15 protein-coding genes are annotated in these 15376 nt (G+C 41.1%); 5 read left to right on the plus strand and 10 right to left on the minus strand.

Translation table 11 applies throughout. The features are described from left to right. Window positions 1–49: 49 nt before the first annotated feature. Together xylB and xylA are read right to left on the minus strand one after the other, a co-directional pair. Entirely contained in the window at window positions 50–1546 is a 1497-nt protein-coding gene (gene xylB, locus PTI45_RS00720) for a xylulokinase (protein WP_069325631.1), read from the minus strand. Window positions 1547–1993: 447 nt separating this feature from the next. Further along, window positions 1994–3310 carry a xylose isomerase gene (gene xylA, locus PTI45_RS00725; RefSeq protein ID WP_069325632.1) on the minus strand — a complete coding sequence of 439 codons (1317 nt, stop codon included), beginning with the start codon at window positions 3308–3310 and terminating at the stop codon, window positions 1994–1996. A gap of 235 nt (window positions 3311–3545) precedes the next feature. Here xylA and PTI45_RS00730 point away from each other — a divergent pair, with 235 nt between their 5' ends. Both PTI45_RS00730 and PTI45_RS00735 read left to right on the plus strand, forming a co-directional pair. After that, window positions 3546–4709 carry an ROK family protein gene (locus PTI45_RS00730; protein WP_069325633.1) on the plus strand — a complete coding sequence of 388 codons (1164 nt, stop codon included), beginning with the start codon at window positions 3546–3548 and terminating at the stop codon, window positions 4707–4709. Window positions 4710–4875: 166 nt separating this feature from the next. Beyond that, complete coding sequence (locus tag PTI45_RS00735; RefSeq protein ID WP_069325634.1) at window positions 4876–5073, plus strand: hypothetical protein; 198 nt, start codon at window positions 4876–4878, stop codon at window positions 5071–5073. 176 nt (window positions 5074–5249) lie between these two features. Here PTI45_RS00735 and PTI45_RS00740 read toward each other — a convergent pair whose 3' ends face one another. From PTI45_RS00740 to PTI45_RS00755, 4 genes are all read right to left on the minus strand, one after another. Further along, on the minus strand, window positions 5250–5483 hold the full coding sequence (locus tag PTI45_RS00740) for a glutaredoxin family protein (protein WP_069325635.1): 234 nt from the start codon (window positions 5481–5483) through the stop codon (window positions 5250–5252). A gap of 102 nt (window positions 5484–5585) precedes the next feature. Beyond that, window positions 5586–6530: a thioredoxin-disulfide reductase gene (gene trxB, locus PTI45_RS00745; protein ID WP_069325636.1), complete on the minus strand. Its 945-nt coding sequence runs from the start codon at window positions 6528–6530 to the stop codon at window positions 5586–5588. A gap of 277 nt (window positions 6531–6807) precedes the next feature. Further along, window positions 6808–7638 (minus strand): SDR family NAD(P)-dependent oxidoreductase, encoded by an 831-nt coding sequence (locus PTI45_RS00750; protein WP_069325637.1) that lies wholly within the window; start codon window positions 7636–7638, stop codon window positions 6808–6810. A gap of 191 nt (window positions 7639–7829) precedes the next feature. Next, on the minus strand, window positions 7830–8393 hold the full coding sequence (locus PTI45_RS00755) for a TetR/AcrR family transcriptional regulator (protein ID WP_069325638.1): 564 nt from the start codon (window positions 8391–8393) through the stop codon (window positions 7830–7832). A gap of 162 nt (window positions 8394–8555) precedes the next feature. On the opposite strand from PTI45_RS00755, the gene PTI45_RS00760 reads away from it, so the two are divergent. Then, a complete protein-coding gene (locus PTI45_RS00760) occupies window positions 8556–9452 on the plus strand; it encodes a ketopantoate reductase family protein (protein ID WP_069325639.1) in 897 nt (298 codons plus the stop codon). Between the two features lie 107 nt (window positions 9453–9559). Here the strand turns inward: PTI45_RS00760 and PTI45_RS00765 are convergent, their stop codons facing one another. The 4 genes from PTI45_RS00765 to kduI form a co-directional block, all read right to left on the minus strand. Next, on the minus strand, window positions 9560–10408 hold the full coding sequence (locus tag PTI45_RS00765) for a TIM barrel protein (RefSeq protein WP_069325640.1): 849 nt from the start codon (window positions 10406–10408) through the stop codon (window positions 9560–9562). A gap of 68 nt (window positions 10409–10476) precedes the next feature. Further along, window positions 10477–11229, minus strand: coding sequence for a 2-dehydro-3-deoxy-D-gluconate 5-dehydrogenase KduD (kduD, locus tag PTI45_RS00770; RefSeq protein WP_069325641.1), 753 nt, complete (start codon window positions 11227–11229; stop codon window positions 10477–10479). Between the two features lie 35 nt (window positions 11230–11264). Further along, the gene (locus tag PTI45_RS00775) at window positions 11265–12020 is read right to left on the minus strand and encodes a DeoR/GlpR family DNA-binding transcription regulator (RefSeq protein WP_069325642.1); all 756 of its coding nucleotides are present in this window, start codon (window positions 12018–12020) and stop codon (window positions 11265–11267) included. Between the two features lie 44 nt (window positions 12021–12064). Then, on the minus strand, window positions 12065–12895 hold the full coding sequence (gene kduI / locus PTI45_RS00780) for a 5-dehydro-4-deoxy-D-glucuronate isomerase (protein WP_069325643.1): 831 nt from the start codon (window positions 12893–12895) through the stop codon (window positions 12065–12067). 265 nt (window positions 12896–13160) lie between these two features. Between kduI and PTI45_RS00785 the strand changes: the two genes are divergently transcribed. Next, entirely contained in the window at window positions 13161–13832 is a 672-nt protein-coding gene (locus PTI45_RS00785; RefSeq protein ID WP_069325644.1) for a response regulator transcription factor, read from the plus strand. A gap of 2 nt (window positions 13833–13834) precedes the next feature. Further along, window positions 13835–15349: a sensor histidine kinase gene (locus tag PTI45_RS00790; protein WP_069325645.1), complete on the plus strand. Its 1515-nt coding sequence runs from the start codon at window positions 13835–13837 to the stop codon at window positions 15347–15349. The last annotated feature ends 27 nt before the right edge of the window (window positions 15350–15376 follow it).

Genomic DNA, 15376 nt, shown 5'->3' on the forward strand with positions numbered 1-15376 from the left:
GTAAAAGAAGGTTTTTGTTTTAAGTTATTGTTGAGTTCTATACTTCTATCTATCCTCGAAAAGCCGCCAAACGCTTATTCAATTCAGCTGTCTGTCCGTAAATATCCTGATACATCGCAAACAACTCATTATACTTCTCAGCTCGCTTCGCATCCGGTTGATATGACTTCGCTGGACGTAAGAAAGCCGCTGCACAATCTTGCAAAGACGGGAACCATTCACTGCCATAAGCCGCCAGCATAGCTGCTCCCATCGCTGGGCCTTGCTCATTTTCTAAGCGAACGATCTCGGCATTAAAGATGTCGGCTTGCATTTGTAGCCATGTCTCATTCTTCGCTCCGCCACCGATCGAGACGACAGAAGTAATCGTTTTGCCTGATTCACGTAAAATATCAATCGATTCACGAAGTGAGAATGTAATGCCTTCGAGTACAGCCCGTGCAAAATGCGGTAACTTGTGCGCGGCATCAATACCGATAAAGCTTCCACGAATATCTGCATCTGGATGAGGGGTGCGCTCGCCTACAATATAAGGTGTGAACAATAATCCTTCTGCACCTGCTTCTACATTATTAACATCGTGCAATAATTGATCAAAAGAAAGATCTTTGCCAAATGCACCACGGAACCATTCCAGACTATACCCTGCCGCCAGCGTTACACCCATAATATAAAAAGCATCTTGTTCACTATGATTAAAGAAATGCACTTTACCTTCAAAATCCAAATCTTTACGTTCTTCATAAGACAACACTACACCGGATGTGCCGATACTACACATCGTCTGTCCCTCGCTGAGAATCCCTGCACCGATAGCCCCACACGCATTATCTGCGCCACCACCATAGACGCGTGTATTCACACTCAGTCCTGTTTGTTCAGCGACTTCAGGCAACAATCCGCCTACATCTTCAAATGATTCGATTAGACGTGGACATAAGGACATCGGTAAATGGAAAGCAGAAGCAATCTTCTCACTCCACTTTTTCCCTGTTACATCCAATAACAATGTACCTGCTGCATCTGAATAATCCATCGCTAGATCGCCGGTCAATTGATAACGCACATAATCTTTAGGGAGTAAAAATACACGAGCTGCTTCCATGTGTTCAGGCTCATTTTCCTGTACCCATAAGATTTTGGGCAACGTAAATCCTTCTAATGCCCGATTACGAGCAATCTGCAACAACTCATCGCCTAATACCTGTTCAATCTGACGACACTGCTTGCTGGTACGTGTATCATTCCATAGAATCGCTGGACGAATCACATGGTTGTCTTCATCCAATAATACCAATCCATGCATTTGCCCCGAAAAGCTTAACCCTTCAATTTCATCAGGCGATACTCCTGAAATCTCAACCAATCGACGGAGGGACGTTAGCGTCCCTTTCACCCAATCTTCAGGACTTTGCTCGCTATACCCTGCTTTGGGCTGAGATAACGGATACGATTCAGATGTCTCATAAGCAATATTCCCCTGCTTATCCACCAACACCGTCTTCACCGCACTTGTCCCCAAATCGACCCCAATTACATAACTCATCCTTACCCCTCCTTGTACATGTGTTTATGTTATATAGATCTCAAAATTCATAATTCTATTCACGTATCATTACAACAACAACTTTATTCTTACTATACTCATCTTGTCCTTCTACCCAAATCAAACCAAAAGCATTTTCCCAAAATGCTCACCTCATCAAAAAATGCCTCCCTCCCCACAAGGGAATAAGGGAGACATGCCTTTGACCTTATCTTTTGCTCTAATCTTAGATCTTAATCCACAGTGACCACACGCTCAAGCGAAGAGAATCTATTCTTCTGAAAGAGCGAAGCGCTCGCCTTTAAGGTTGGATATCGACTGCCCAGCAGTCTACCCAAGATATCCAACCTTACCAGCGACGACAAGAAGAATAAATTCTCGGAGCGCCTTAACTCCATCCCACTGCACCCACTATTCCCACAAACTAATCCTTAAAGTGTCTCCTTCTTATTCCGTCACCAAATACTGATTAAGAACTGATTTCAACCACTCTTCACGACCCGATTCATTCGCACGAGGCGTTTCGTTATTGAGCGCATATTCTGCAAGCGAAGATAATGTTGCTTTACCACTCAACACATCTGCTCCAATACCTTCTTGGAAACTGCTGTACCGTTTGTCGATAAAGTCTTCGAATACACGATCTTCGATCAAGCGAGCTGCTGTTGTTAATCCTTTAGCAAAAGTATCCATACCAGCGATATGAGCTAAGAACAGATCTTCTGGCTCAAAGGAAGGACGACGAACTTTTGCATCAAAGTTAACGCCACCTTTGCCTAGACCGCCATTTTGCAACACTTCATACATCGTTAACGTCGCCGCATACAGATCTACCGGGAATTCATCGGTATCCCATCCGATCAATAGATCGCCCTGATTGGCATCCAGTGATCCCAACATGCCGTTGGTACGAGCAACACGTAATTCATGTTGGAAATTATGACCTGCAAGCGTGGCATGGTTTGCTTCCAAGTTCAATTTGAAATGTTTATCCAGGCCATTTTTTTGCAAGAATGCAATCGTTGTGGCTGCATCAAAATCATATTGGTGTTTTGTTGGCTCTTTTGGTTTGGGTTCGATCAAGAATTGAGCATCGAACTGAATTTCTTTGGCATAATCAATTGCCATATGGAACATACGCGAGATATTATCTTGCTCTAACGCATAGTCTGTATTAAGTAGCGTCTCATACCCTTCACGACCGCCCCAGAACACATAGTTTTCTGCTCCTAGACGTTTACCCACTTCAAGACCTTTTTTGATCTGAGCAGCTGCATGAGCGTACACATCTGCATTACTTGTAGAAGCTGCACCATGCATAAAGCGCGGGTTACTGAACATATTTGCGGTATTCCAAAGCAATTTTTTACCGGATTGCTTCATATATCCTTCTAAAAGGTCGACAATCGTATCAATATTGCTGTAAAATTCTCGCAAGCTATCTCCTTCAGGAGCGATATCCACATCATGGAAGCAGAAGTAAGGCATATCTAGCTTATCCATCAATTCAAATAGAGCTTCTGCACGAGCTTTGGCAAGATCAAGACCTGTATACGAATCCCAAGGACGCACTGCTGTATTCACACCAAACGGATCAGCTCCACCTGCAACCATCGTATGCCAGTAAGCCATACCAAAGCGCAAATGTTCTTCCATCGTTTTACCAGCGATCACTTGAGTCGGGTTATAAAATTTAAAAGCATATGGATTTTTGGATTGAACACCTTCGTAAGTAATTTTCTCAATATTTGCAAAGTAAGCCATCAATAAAATCCTCCTCTTATCATTCGTATGGAGATTGTTACAAAAATCTCTTTTAGAGCGGCTTAACAAGCAGAGAAGGTGCGCCTAAAGTAGATCATCTAACAATCATTGGGCAGAATCATATTACTATTATGACCAAAAAGAAATCGTTTACATCGCTATCCTAACATATATGATATACTTTGTCTATCGGTTAAACAAAGTTAGTGAATAGTCATCTGAAAGGAAGAAAACCATGAAAATCACAGGTGATCAAGCACTGGTCAAAAAAATAAATAAATCGCTCGTGCTCGATAATATTCGCCAATATGCTCCACTCTCACGTACCCAAGTATCGCAATCTACAGGGCTTAACAAAGCGACCGTTTCCAATCTAGTACAGGAGCTAATCGATGATCAACTGGTGCTAGAATCCGGTCAAGGACAATCCAGTGGCGGACGCAAGCCACTCATTTTACTATTTAATAAAAATGCAGGCTATGCCGCAGGCGTCGAGATTACAGTGAATGAACTTATATTGATTTTGACTAATCTAGAAGGTGAAATTATTGCCAAATCGACAGCCTCTCTAGTCAGTCACCAAGTCTCAGATGTGATTGCGCAATTACAAGCAGAGGTAAATATATTATTGAAGCATCTACCTGATTCGATCCACGGAATTGTAGGTATGGGTGTAGGCGTACCGGGTATGGTGGATGAACAGGGAAATGTATTGTTTGCGCCCAATCTAGGATGGGAAGGTGTGGCTTTGCGGGAGCAATTAGAGCATCTTTTTCAGATTCCGGTGATTGTCGATAATGAAGCGAATGCGGGGGCACTCGGGGAATTACAGTTTGGCGCAGGTAGACAAGCACAACATCTGGTCTATGTCAGTGTAGGCACAGGAATAGGATCAGGAATTATTATTGAAGGCGAATTGTACAAAGGCTCGCGCGGTTATGCTGGGGAAACAGGGCATATGTCTGTGGAATCTTACGGTCTTCCCTGCTCTTGCGGTAGTCAGGGATGTTGGGAGTTGTATGCTTCTGAGCTTGCTTATGATCATTCGATCAAAGAACCGATTCCGGGTAGTACGACAGCCGATTGGGTCAGACGTGCTGAATTCGATGAACCGGAATCCCGAGATTTATTTCAGAAAATAGGGGAGTATCTTGGTATCGGGATAACGAATCTGGTCAATGGGTTCAATCCTGAATTAGTCATTATCGGTGGACATATGAGACAAGCAGAACCTTGGATCGATCCTTACCTACAAGAAGTAGTATCCAGACGCACCTTGCCGTATCACCGACAAAAATTAATGATTCAATATTCTGAATTAGGCGATCAATCGACTGTAATTGGTACAGCGTATATGGCAGTTTCGCAATTTCTAGGTCGGGTCAAAGTATCGATTTAATAGAGGTCAGACACATTTTTGATTAATTTTGGTATCAATTGTGAATTATTTATCTTAAATTTGACGTAAATTTGCCTTATTTTAGTGTAAAATCAGTTGCTCTTTCGGTCTATAATTTCGTTATGTGTTATGCAACACGAACGAATGTGAAACGGAGAGAGCTACCATGAATCTGTTGGGAACTGCCGACATTTCGCTGCCTTTTTACGTAATGTTGTTTTTATTTTCTTTTATTATCGTGCCATTAGTCAGCCTGAGTGTGTTTAACTTCTCACAAGCAAGACGCAAACAGGGCGTTTCCTTTTTGATTGCCGGTTTTGGATTCTTTATGATTTTTCGTGCGGTGACCCAGTTTTTGTTTTAGATACCACCTTAGTACTTGAATGAAAAAAACTTGAATAAAAAAACGTGATATCTGCTCAAGCAACTAGAGCTCATTTTTTGCACAGTATGATATCTTTCCTTTGTTATTATTGTTGCAGTCAACATCAAAAAAACGGCAACCCTTTATCCGGGCTACCGTTTATTTTTTTGCTTATTTTATGCTTCTGCTAAAGCTTTGTTGAATTGAGTCATATTCATACCCATGATTTTGTATTCGCCGATCAATGTGACTGGAACTGCGCGTACACCCATGTTCCAAGCTTCTTCTGCATATTTTTCTTCCAATTCGATATTACGCTCTTCGAACTCAATACCTTTATCATTCAAAAAACTTTTCACCTGCTTGCAATGTGGGCAGTTTGTACTTGTATAAACGATCGCTTTTTCCATAATAATGTAACACTCCTTTGATTAAATTAGATTATGTAGATAGCAGAACATGAAGCGATTCTGCTATCTGTATACGTTATATATGTGAAGTTAGTGTAGATATTAACCCATAACGACTTCTTGATGTTCCAAAGCTTCAATAAATTTCTCACAGTCCATTGCAGCCATACATCCACTACCTGCTGCTGTAATCGCTTGGCGGTAACGAGTATCTTGCACATCACCACAAGCGAACACGCCTGGAATATTCGTTTCTGAAGTACCTGGATTCGATACGATATAACCATTGGCATCTGTCGTCAATTGATTATTTAAGAAACCTGTATTCGGATGGTGACCAATCGCTACGAACACGCCATGTGCAGGAATGATTTCTTCTTGTCCTGTGTTGTTGTTCATCACTTTAAGTCCTGTTACACCGCTATCGCCAGCAACGACTTCAAGTGGGTTTTGGTTCAAAGCCCATTCGATTTTGTCATTAGAACGAGCACGATCTTGCATGATTTTGGAAGCACGCAATTCTTCGCGACGGTGAACCAGTGTTACTTTAGAAGCAAAACGAGTTAAGAAACTAGCTTCTTCTAGAGCAGAGTCTCCTCCACCGACAACTACGATTTCTTTACCACGGAAAAAGAATCCATCACACGTTGCGCAAGTACTTACACCGCGTCCGATATTATCTTGTTCGTTAGGAATACCCAAATATTTAGCAGTAGCTCCTGTGGAAATGATCAATGTCTCCGTTACCAATTCGCCCATGCCTTCGACTTGCAATTTGAACGGACGATCTGCCAAATCTACACTATTGACCCAACCTGTACGGAACTCTGCTCCAAAGCGCTCTGCTTGTTTGCGCATGTTGTCCATCAATTCAGGACCCATAATTCCATCAGGGAAGCCCGGGAAATTTTCAACTTCTGTAGTGGTTGTTAATTGTCCACCCGGTTGTGGTCCTTCGATAATGAGTGGGCTAAGATTAGCACGAGCAAGATAGATAGCGGCTGTAAGTCCAGCAGGACCTGTTCCAACAATAATTGATTTATACATATTGAATTCCTCCATATTTTAAGATGAGTATGATCTCCATACTCAAATGATTGAGTATATGATAATAAAATTAGACATTATAGATAATTTTTACAATTAATTGCATACAATTTATAATCATTCTAAACTACTACCAATTATGAGGAAAATGAAGCTTATAGTCAAATGAAGTTTTCATGAAGGATACTTTCATTTATAACAAAAATATAATAAAAAGCCTGCATACTTCAACAATAGAAGTCTGCAAGCTTGGTGTATTAAACCTATAAAATGAGGATTAATCTTTATCTAAATGATGATGAATCGTTCCCCAGCCATAGCCTGCTTCTGGAGACATATCTTCAGGCATACCGGGCAAAATCAGACCGCCATCTACACGCAAATTAATACCTGTGATATAAGAAGCTTCTTCTGAAGATAACCATGCTACGGCTTCGCCAATATCAGCTGGTGTTCCCATACGACCCAGTGGAATTTTGCGACCTAGAGGTTCTTTAATCGCATCTTGTTCCAGTCGATTGACCGTAGCCCCCGGGCCTACACAATTCACTCGTATCCCATAAGGAGCAAATTCAAGCGCAAATGAAGAGGCTGAGCGAATAAGAGCTGCTTTCATCCCTCCGTAGATACTATCTGTAGGGTAAGCCCGTTCAGCACGAGAAGAAGTAATAAAGATAATATTGCCTGCAATTTCTTGATCAATCATCGCTTGAGCTGCAAATTTGGAAGCCAGTATCGGTGCACGATAATTCAGATGAATCGAGTGATCCAGATTCTTCATTTCCAAATCAAGCAAGGCTGAACCGATCCCTCCACCTGCATTGTTCACCAGTAGATCAATACGTCCGAAATGCTCTAACGTCTGCTTCACAATCGATTCCGGCTGATCCGGTTGAGTCAGATCGGTCTGAATGGCAAATGGCTGTGCTCCATAAATATGGGATAATTCTTGAGTAACGTTATCAATATCATCCGAGTCTGAATGATAGGTAAGTGCAATCCGATATCCTTTATGAGCAAGTACTTTGGCAATGCCTCGTCCAAGCCCGATCCCTGCTCCAGTAATCAATGCTACTTTCCGATTGCGATGATGTAGTAATTGAGTCATGATATCCTCCTTCTTGGTATTCCTATCTGCTTCTTCATATAGCTGTTAAGAAGAATTAAACATGAACTTAAAGTATGAAGCTTATCTATGACGATAGCAATCATTTAATATTTTGCCACATTCTACAAAAAAAACAGCCTTAGGATCAAGGCTGTTCTTCAAAATATATTTAAAGATGGTAAATAAGATCTCTATAACTGTTTAGATAACCCTCTCATAATATAAGGGCGAACAATATCTAACAATAAGTCGGCATGGCTATTCTTCTCCAACCTAAACCATTGATAAGTAGCACTATAAATTGCTGAACTTGTGATCGCTGCTAGAATCTCTATATACTGATGATTTTCCTTTTCTTTTGATAATATATCTTCAATTGTTTTTTGTAGCATACCTTTGATTTGGCTATCTACTAGAGTAGCAATTGATTTGGAATCCAGCCTGCATGTCTGATGAAAATCTACAATGTAACGATAAGTAAGCAAGATGATCTGGTCTCCTATTTCTTCTGTCAATGCCTCTGCATGTATTACCTGTTCAGGAATCATCTCTTTGAAAGCTTGCTCTATAACCTCATCCAGTAGTGCATATTTATCTTCATAATGAGTATAGAATGTAGCACGATTAATCGTAGCTTTTTGAGCAATATCTTTTATCGTTATCGACTCAAATTGAATACTCTGCAACAACTCTATGAAAGACTCTCGAATTAACTGTCTTGTACGCAAAACTCTCGGATCTTGTTGTTTTTCCATATCATGAACACCTTCTTAGACATCAGACTTCAGAATATGTTGTTTATACAACTTTTCACTGCATCTGTCGATTGAAATCATCATTAGACAACACTATTATTTTATCAGACAGATATGGCATGAGCAATCTGTAACTATGATTTGCAGAGAGGGAGAATGTAATTGAATATAGCTAAAGATAGAATCTTGATATTTGGCGCTGGCGTGGTTGGCAGTATATATGCACTTCGATTGGCTCAGTATGGAGTAGATGTTACTGTATTAGCCAGAGGCGAAAGGTTAAAAGATTTACAACACCATGGCTTGCGATACAATGACAGCGGAACGATCAAGCACATTTCTATCCCAACGATTGAACAGCTTGCTGACGATGATATTTATGATTTTATCCTTGTTCCTGTACGTTATGATCAAGCCGAGTCTGCTCTTGCTGTGCTTAAAAACAACCAGAGCCAAACTATTGTTACCCTGACTAACACTGTTGGATATGATGCGTGGCTTGATCTTGTTGGTGATCGATTACTGCCGGGGTTCCCGGGTGCAGGCGGAGATCTCAAAAATGGTGTTTTATATGCCCAATTTAGCACTGAAAAGCATCAAGGAACTATTTTTGGTGAAATAGATGGAACACAAACTGAAAGAGTAACCCAGCTTGCTCAACTTTTCAAATTAGTAGATTTACATTACGATATCCAGTCAAATATTCAGGCTTTCCATATTTCGCATACTGCCATAGCTATTGCTAATAAGCATTTCTACACCAAGGATGGAATCGTAGATATCGACACTGCAAGAAATGAACAGACATTACTCCAGATAGCTACAGCAATCAAACAAAATCTTCGTTTGGTTGAACAAGCTCATATTCCGATTATTCCAGCCGAAACAAAGATATTAACAGAATGGTCAGATAGCCAAATTATTTCCTTGTACCAGCAGATGCTAAATGATGCTTTTATTATGGATGCTATACTTGGCGATCATGCAGTCAATCAGAAAGCAGAAACCTTATTATTGCAGGAAGCGTTTAACCAGACATTAGCTAGACAAGTCTATTAACTCAATAGATTTTCGCCATTTATTTTACATTTATACAAAAAGAACAGCCCTTGATATACGGCTGTTCTTTCAGAGGAGGAAATCGAAAAATGGTAGTCGATCACCTATTAAGATTGTACGTTTTGCCAGATTTGACGCATATATAATGAAGCTTGTGGAAGGTCTTCTAACGGTACACCTTCCAGTGAAATATCGATATGTGGCTTATACTGCTTAAGCAAGCGGAAAAATAACGGATAATCCAGTATACCTGTACCTGCTGTACGATAAGGCTTGCTGCCATCTGGTGCAAAATCAAAATCTTTCGCATGAATCAACAACATACGATCTGCCAACTTTTCAAATGTATCCCGCAGAAAAGCTTCTTGATTCTCCAGATGTTCTTTTTTCATCATATTGCAAGGATCAAAAAGCATCCCAATCGCTGTTGTAGGAATATCCTCTATTAATTGAGTCATTAGCTCAGTCGAGTGAAGCGTATGATCAGCAACAGGTTCTATTGCCATATGTACGCCCCATTTATCGGCTTCTTCTGCTAGTTCAGACATGGTTTCTTGTAGAACACGCCAACCCACCTCAGCATAACGTTCTGGCTCGGATGCTTGATATGTGGTATATCCGCCTGTTTCTGTAGCGACCATACTACAGCCAAAGTCACGTGCATATCGCAAATGTTCTTTGAATCGCTCAATACCATGACGACGTTCACTAAGATCAGGATGAACAGGATCAATATAACAACCCAGTACCGCAATCCGTACGCCCTGACGATCAAACTGTTCAGCAATATGATTCGCAAGCCCCGGGCTTAATCGACCATTAGACGTATCGATATCTGAGATCGCTTTGGCAAGTGCTAACTGAACCGAAGTGAATCCACCTTCAGATACTTTAGCAGCTAGTTCGGTAAGCGGTAATTGTCCATAGATATGTGCAAGTACTCCTTGTTTCATCATCACACTGCCTTTCTTGGGTTCATTCTAGCATCTACATTCTGCTGAAATTAATGATGATAAAGTTCCAATTAACGCGCCATCCATCCGCCATCTACACAAATAACATGCCCGTTCAGATAATCAGACGCTTTGGATGCCAAAAAGACGACCGGTCCTTGCATATCTGCGGCAGTTCCCCAACGACCGGCTGGTATACGATCTGTAATCGCATCGAATCGCGCAGGATCAGCAACAATCGGTGCTGTATTATCAGTCAACATATAGCCCGGTGCAATCGCATTAATCTGAATCCCTTTGCTTGCCCATTCATTGGCTAAGGCTTTGGTAATCCCTGCTACACCATGCTTACTTGCGGTATAACCCGGTACATTAATACCACCTTGATACGATAACATCGAAGCTACACTGATAATTTTACCGCTTCCTTGCTCAATCATATGGCGACCAACCAATTGAGATAGATAGAACACCGTCTCCAAGTTGATATCAATCACATCTGCAAAATCTTTCCACGGATGTTCAACCGCTGGAGCACGTCGGATAATCCCTGCGTTGTTAACCAGAATATCGATTTTGCCTTTAAAAGCTAACGCCTGATGGACTACATCTTCTAACGTATCATGCTTGCTTAGATCCGCTTCGATCTCAAGCGCTTCACGTCCTAAAGCTTGTACTTTCTCAACCGTATCTTTACTACTCGAATACGAGACCGAGATAATATCTGCGCCTGCTTGAGCAAGCCCTAGTGCCATTCCTTGTCCTAGACCTCCGCTTGATCCCGTCACTAGAGCTACTTTACCCGTCAAATCAAAACTATTCATGAATATAATCATCCTCTCTTCACAAGCGAATTACTTTAAGCGATATCCAGTGGAATATTAGATTGTTGGAAATGAGCTACTTGCTCGGTAGACAAACCGCTATCGGTAATAATCATATCGAGCTGTTGGCAAGTCGCAAATGTCCATAGTGCAAATTGTCCGAACTTTTGATGATCGACCACACCATAGACGTGTTGCGCTGTTTCGACCAATGCTTTTTTGAAAGGAACCAGATCACCGGTATAGATCGACAATCCAAATTCAGGATGAAGAGCTGTCGATGATACAAATGCTTTGTGAATATTAAGCCCCCGTACATACTCTACCGCCTGCGAACTGATCAACATATTTCGTGTCCGTTCTCCGCCCGGTACAACCAACCGTACTTGTTCACGCTTTGCCAGTTCACTTAAGATAAATAGATCATTAGTAACTACGGTTAATGGAAAAGAAGGCAGTCTTTTGGCGATCTCAAGCGTGGTACTGCCTCCATCTAACGCAATAATATCGTTCGGCTGAATATAGCGAAGAGCTCGCTCTGCGATTTCTGCTTTTTCAGGCATATGCTTAGTATTCGTGCCTTGACCGGATAGAATACCATATTGATCATTCTGTGCCAGAACCGCTCCTCCATGAACACGGGTTAATAATCCCATATCTTCAAGCTTGGCTAAATCTTCGCGAATCGTTTTACCGGTTACATTCATCATCTCACTCAATTGACTAACCGTTACTTCTTGATGAGATATTAATATTTCCATAATGCGCTCATGACGCTTTAATGCACTCATAATTCCCCCGTCCCTTCCAGTATCATTCCGGAATGGTTTTGGGTTTATTTTAAATCTTTCATAGCAACCGCGTCCATATCATCGAACGTTTGATTTTCTCCAGCCATTGCCCAGCAGAATGTATAATTGCTCGTACCGACACCACTGTGGATCGACCAGCTTGGAGAAATTGCTACTTGTCCATCACGTACAACAAGGTGTTTGGTATTTTGCGGTTCGCCCATAAAGTGGAACACAGTCGCATTCTCATCCAAGTTGAAATACAGATACACTTCTGAACGACGGTTATGAGTATGACAAGGCATTGTATTCCACATATTACCGGGAGCAAGTTCTGTAATCCCCATCACTAACTGACAGCTTTTGATACCGCCTTGATGAATATATTTATAAATGGTACGTTCGTTCGATGTTTTGATATCTCCCAGATGACTAGGTGTAGCATCTTCTTGCGTTGATTTTACGGTTGGATATTGATGATGAGCTGGTGTGGATACAAAGTAAAATTTAGCAGGTTCATTACCACTACCTGAAAAAGTAACTTCTTTGGTACCCAGTCCAATATACAGACATTCTTTAGCAGCTACTTCATATTCCTGACCATCTGCGGTTACTTTACCGGGAGCTCCAATATTGATAATCCCAATCTCACGACGCTCTAAGAAAAAGTCTGTTCCAATATCTTTAAGATTTACTTCTAATTTGATCTCTTTGGACGCAGGAACAGCCGAACCTACAATATAACGATCCACATGACTGTAAACGGTTACAAGTTCATCCGTTTGAAATAAAGATTCGATCAAAAATTCTTCACGCAGTCGATTGGTATCAAAAGATTTCACATCATTCGGGTGAGACACATAGCGGTTTTCCATTAATAGTCATCCTCTCAATAAGTGCAATTTTTTATACTTTACGTTCACATAAGTTCATTTTAGTTCATATCGTTCATTTTGTGAAGAGATTAATCTTACTTTTTGGATTTTTTTTCAAATACGTTGATATAATCCTAATTCCGTTGATGGTAAGATCGACGATAGATGAACGATTTGCTGTTCATCTATTCTTCATATTGATCTGATATGATAGTTTAAGCACTTGGCATACTATTTCTAATTACATTTAAAGGAGCGTTATGATATGGTACGTATTTTGATCGCTGATGATGATCCTTCCATTTTGGAATTAATTCATATGTATTTAAGTCGTGAAGGATATAGTGTGCATACCGCACGAGACGGCAAAGAAGCATTCGATATGCTTAGCAATGGCAAATGGGATCTGATTATTCTCGATGTGATGATGCCTCATATGGATGGGTGGCAACTGACTCAAGATATTCGCCGTTATTATGGAGATGTACCGATTCTACTGGTCACAGCTAAAGGGGAATCTGAAGATAAAATTAAAGGATTTCGCTTAGGAACAGACGATTATTTAGCGAAGCCTTTTGTCGCAGAAGAATTGGTGATGCGTGTCAAAGCGTTATTACGACGCTATCGTATTTTTTCAGGAGAATCGCTGTCGATAGGCAATGTAAGACTGGATGCTTCGACCAAAGAAGCTGATACGAATGGCAGTCTACAAGCCTTACCTGCTAAAGAATTTGATCTATTGTATACACTTGCTGGATTCCCGGGGCAAATCTTTACACGTGATCAATTGATCGAGAAGATATGGGGACATGATTACGATGGTGATGAGCGTACGGTCGATGTGCATATCAAGCGTCTACGTGATCGTTTTACAGAAGCAAATGGATTTGCGATCCAGACGATTCGGGGCATTGGTTACCGGATTGAGGTGAAATAAGTTTGAAAAATATATACAGTCAACTTGTGCTTACCTTTATCGCAGTCGTCGTCGCTAGCTTTGTGATTACGTTACTCATGTCAGATTGGGTATTTCAAAGGCAACAAGTTAACTTTGTAGAAGATCGCATTTTGACAGATGCCAAATCTATGGCTGAGATTCAATCTTCTATCCCCAAAAATATGATTCAGAAATATCTGGATAGTCAAGGCGGACAGATGCAGATTGTCGTTATAGGAGCAGATGGAACGACCTACCGTTCGATTGGTGATGGTCCCGGAGGTCCACCTGGTCTTTCTCCACCTCCTGTGCCTCCGACGCCTCCGGATTCAACAGCGGATACAGATACATCGGATCTTTCGAGCAAACCCAAGCCAAAACTTCCAGCAGATCCTTTGAATCAATGGAATATTCCAGAAACGATCAAGCAAGAAGTATTAAATGGTCAAATCTATCATCCTACAGCTATACCGACTACCAATACCGAAGTGCCTAGTTTTAATCTCTCACTGTTTAATACTAAAGATGAAAAAGAACCTCGTTATGTGGGTGTACCCTTTGAACGTGATGGTCAAAACTATGCTCTTTTTGCTCGCCCAGCACCCGGTCATTTTGTCAATCAATTTAATCGGTGGATGATTCTGGTCTTGTCTGTCATGTTAGTGATTGGTGTGGTGTTGTTTTTATTTGCAGCACGCTTAATTGCCAAACCTATTGCCAAATTATCTGAAGCGACCCGGCGTGTAGCCAAAGGTGATTATCAAGTTCGTGTGAATCTACGGCGCAAAGATGAAATTGGTGAATTAAGTCGTAACTTTAACCGGATGATCAGAGAACTATCTAAAATTGAAGCGATGCGCCAAGAATTTGTATCCAATGTATCGCATGAGATTCAGACCCCGCTTACCTCTATTCGTGGTTTTGCAGGTGCTTTGCGAGATAGTGCTTCGCCTGAGCAAGTTCGGCATTTAACGATTATCGAACAGGAAAGTGAACGTTTATCGAAGCTCAGTAGTAATCTGTTGAAGTTAGCTTCGTTAGATGTCGTGAAGCTACACATGGTGCCTTTCCGCCTTGATGAACAGATACGGATGTCTGTTGCTTCTTGCGTGCCTCTTTGGACAGAGAAAAATATCGATCTTTCGGCGGATCTCGATAAGATCACATTTAACGGTGATGAAGATTTACTCAGTCAGGTCTGGATTAATTTACTGTCTAATGCGATTAAGTTTACACCTGAACAAGGCAATATTTATATAACGCTTACTCAAGATCAACAATGGATCAAAGTATCGGTGCAAGATACAGGTTGTGGGATCACTCCTGAGCATTTAGAACATATTTTCGATCGCTTTTACAAAGTCGATACTTCGCGTACTTCTGTGACAGGAGGGAACGGATTAGGGCTATCGATTGTGCAGAAAATTATTGGCTTACATGGCGGACGCATCGAAGGGAACAGTGAAGATGGACAAGGTACTACAATGACTGTCTTTTTACCGCTAACCCCTACATGAGGATACAAATGTATCTATCTTTTTGAG

Source organism: Paenibacillus nuruki (assembly GCF_001721045.1).
Taxonomy (GTDB): Bacteria; Bacillota; Bacilli; order Paenibacillales; family Paenibacillaceae; genus Saccharibacillus; species Saccharibacillus nuruki.

Coding starts and splice junctions, on each gene's coding strand:
- xylB (WP_069325631.1), bottom strand. CDS start 1,546: ATGAGTTATGTAATTGGGGTCGATTTGGGGACAAGTGCGGTGAAGACG.
- xylA (WP_069325632.1), bottom strand. CDS start 3,310: ATGGCTTACTTTGCAAATATTGAGAAAATTACTTACGAAGGTGTTCAA.
- PTI45_RS00730 (WP_069325633.1), top strand. CDS start 3,546: ATGAAAATCACAGGTGATCAAGCACTGGTCAAAAAAATAAATAAATCG.
- PTI45_RS00735 (WP_069325634.1), top strand. CDS start 4,876: ATGAATCTGTTGGGAACTGCCGACATTTCGCTGCCTTTTTACGTAATG.
- PTI45_RS00740 (WP_069325635.1), bottom strand. CDS start 5,483: ATGGAAAAAGCGATCGTTTATACAAGTACAAACTGCCCACATTGCAAG.
- trxB (WP_069325636.1), bottom strand. CDS start 6,530: ATGTATAAATCAATTATTGTTGGAACAGGTCCTGCTGGACTTACAGCC.
- PTI45_RS00750 (WP_069325637.1), bottom strand. CDS start 7,638: ATGACTCAATTACTACATCATCGCAATCGGAAAGTAGCATTGATTACT.
- PTI45_RS00755 (WP_069325638.1), bottom strand. CDS start 8,393: ATGGAAAAACAACAAGATCCGAGAGTTTTGCGTACAAGACAGTTAATT.
- PTI45_RS00765 (WP_069325640.1), bottom strand. CDS start 10,408: ATGATGAAACAAGGAGTACTTGCACATATCTATGGACAATTACCGCTT.
- kduD (WP_069325641.1), bottom strand. CDS start 11,229: ATGAATAGTTTTGATTTGACGGGTAAAGTAGCTCTAGTGACGGGATCA.
- PTI45_RS00775 (WP_069325642.1), bottom strand. CDS start 12,020: ATGAGTGCATTAAAGCGTCATGAGCGCATTATGGAAATATTAATATCT.
- kduI (WP_069325643.1), bottom strand. CDS start 12,895: ATGGAAAACCGCTATGTGTCTCACCCGAATGATGTGAAATCTTTTGAT.
- PTI45_RS00785 (WP_069325644.1), top strand. CDS start 13,161: ATGGTACGTATTTTGATCGCTGATGATGATCCTTCCATTTTGGAATTA.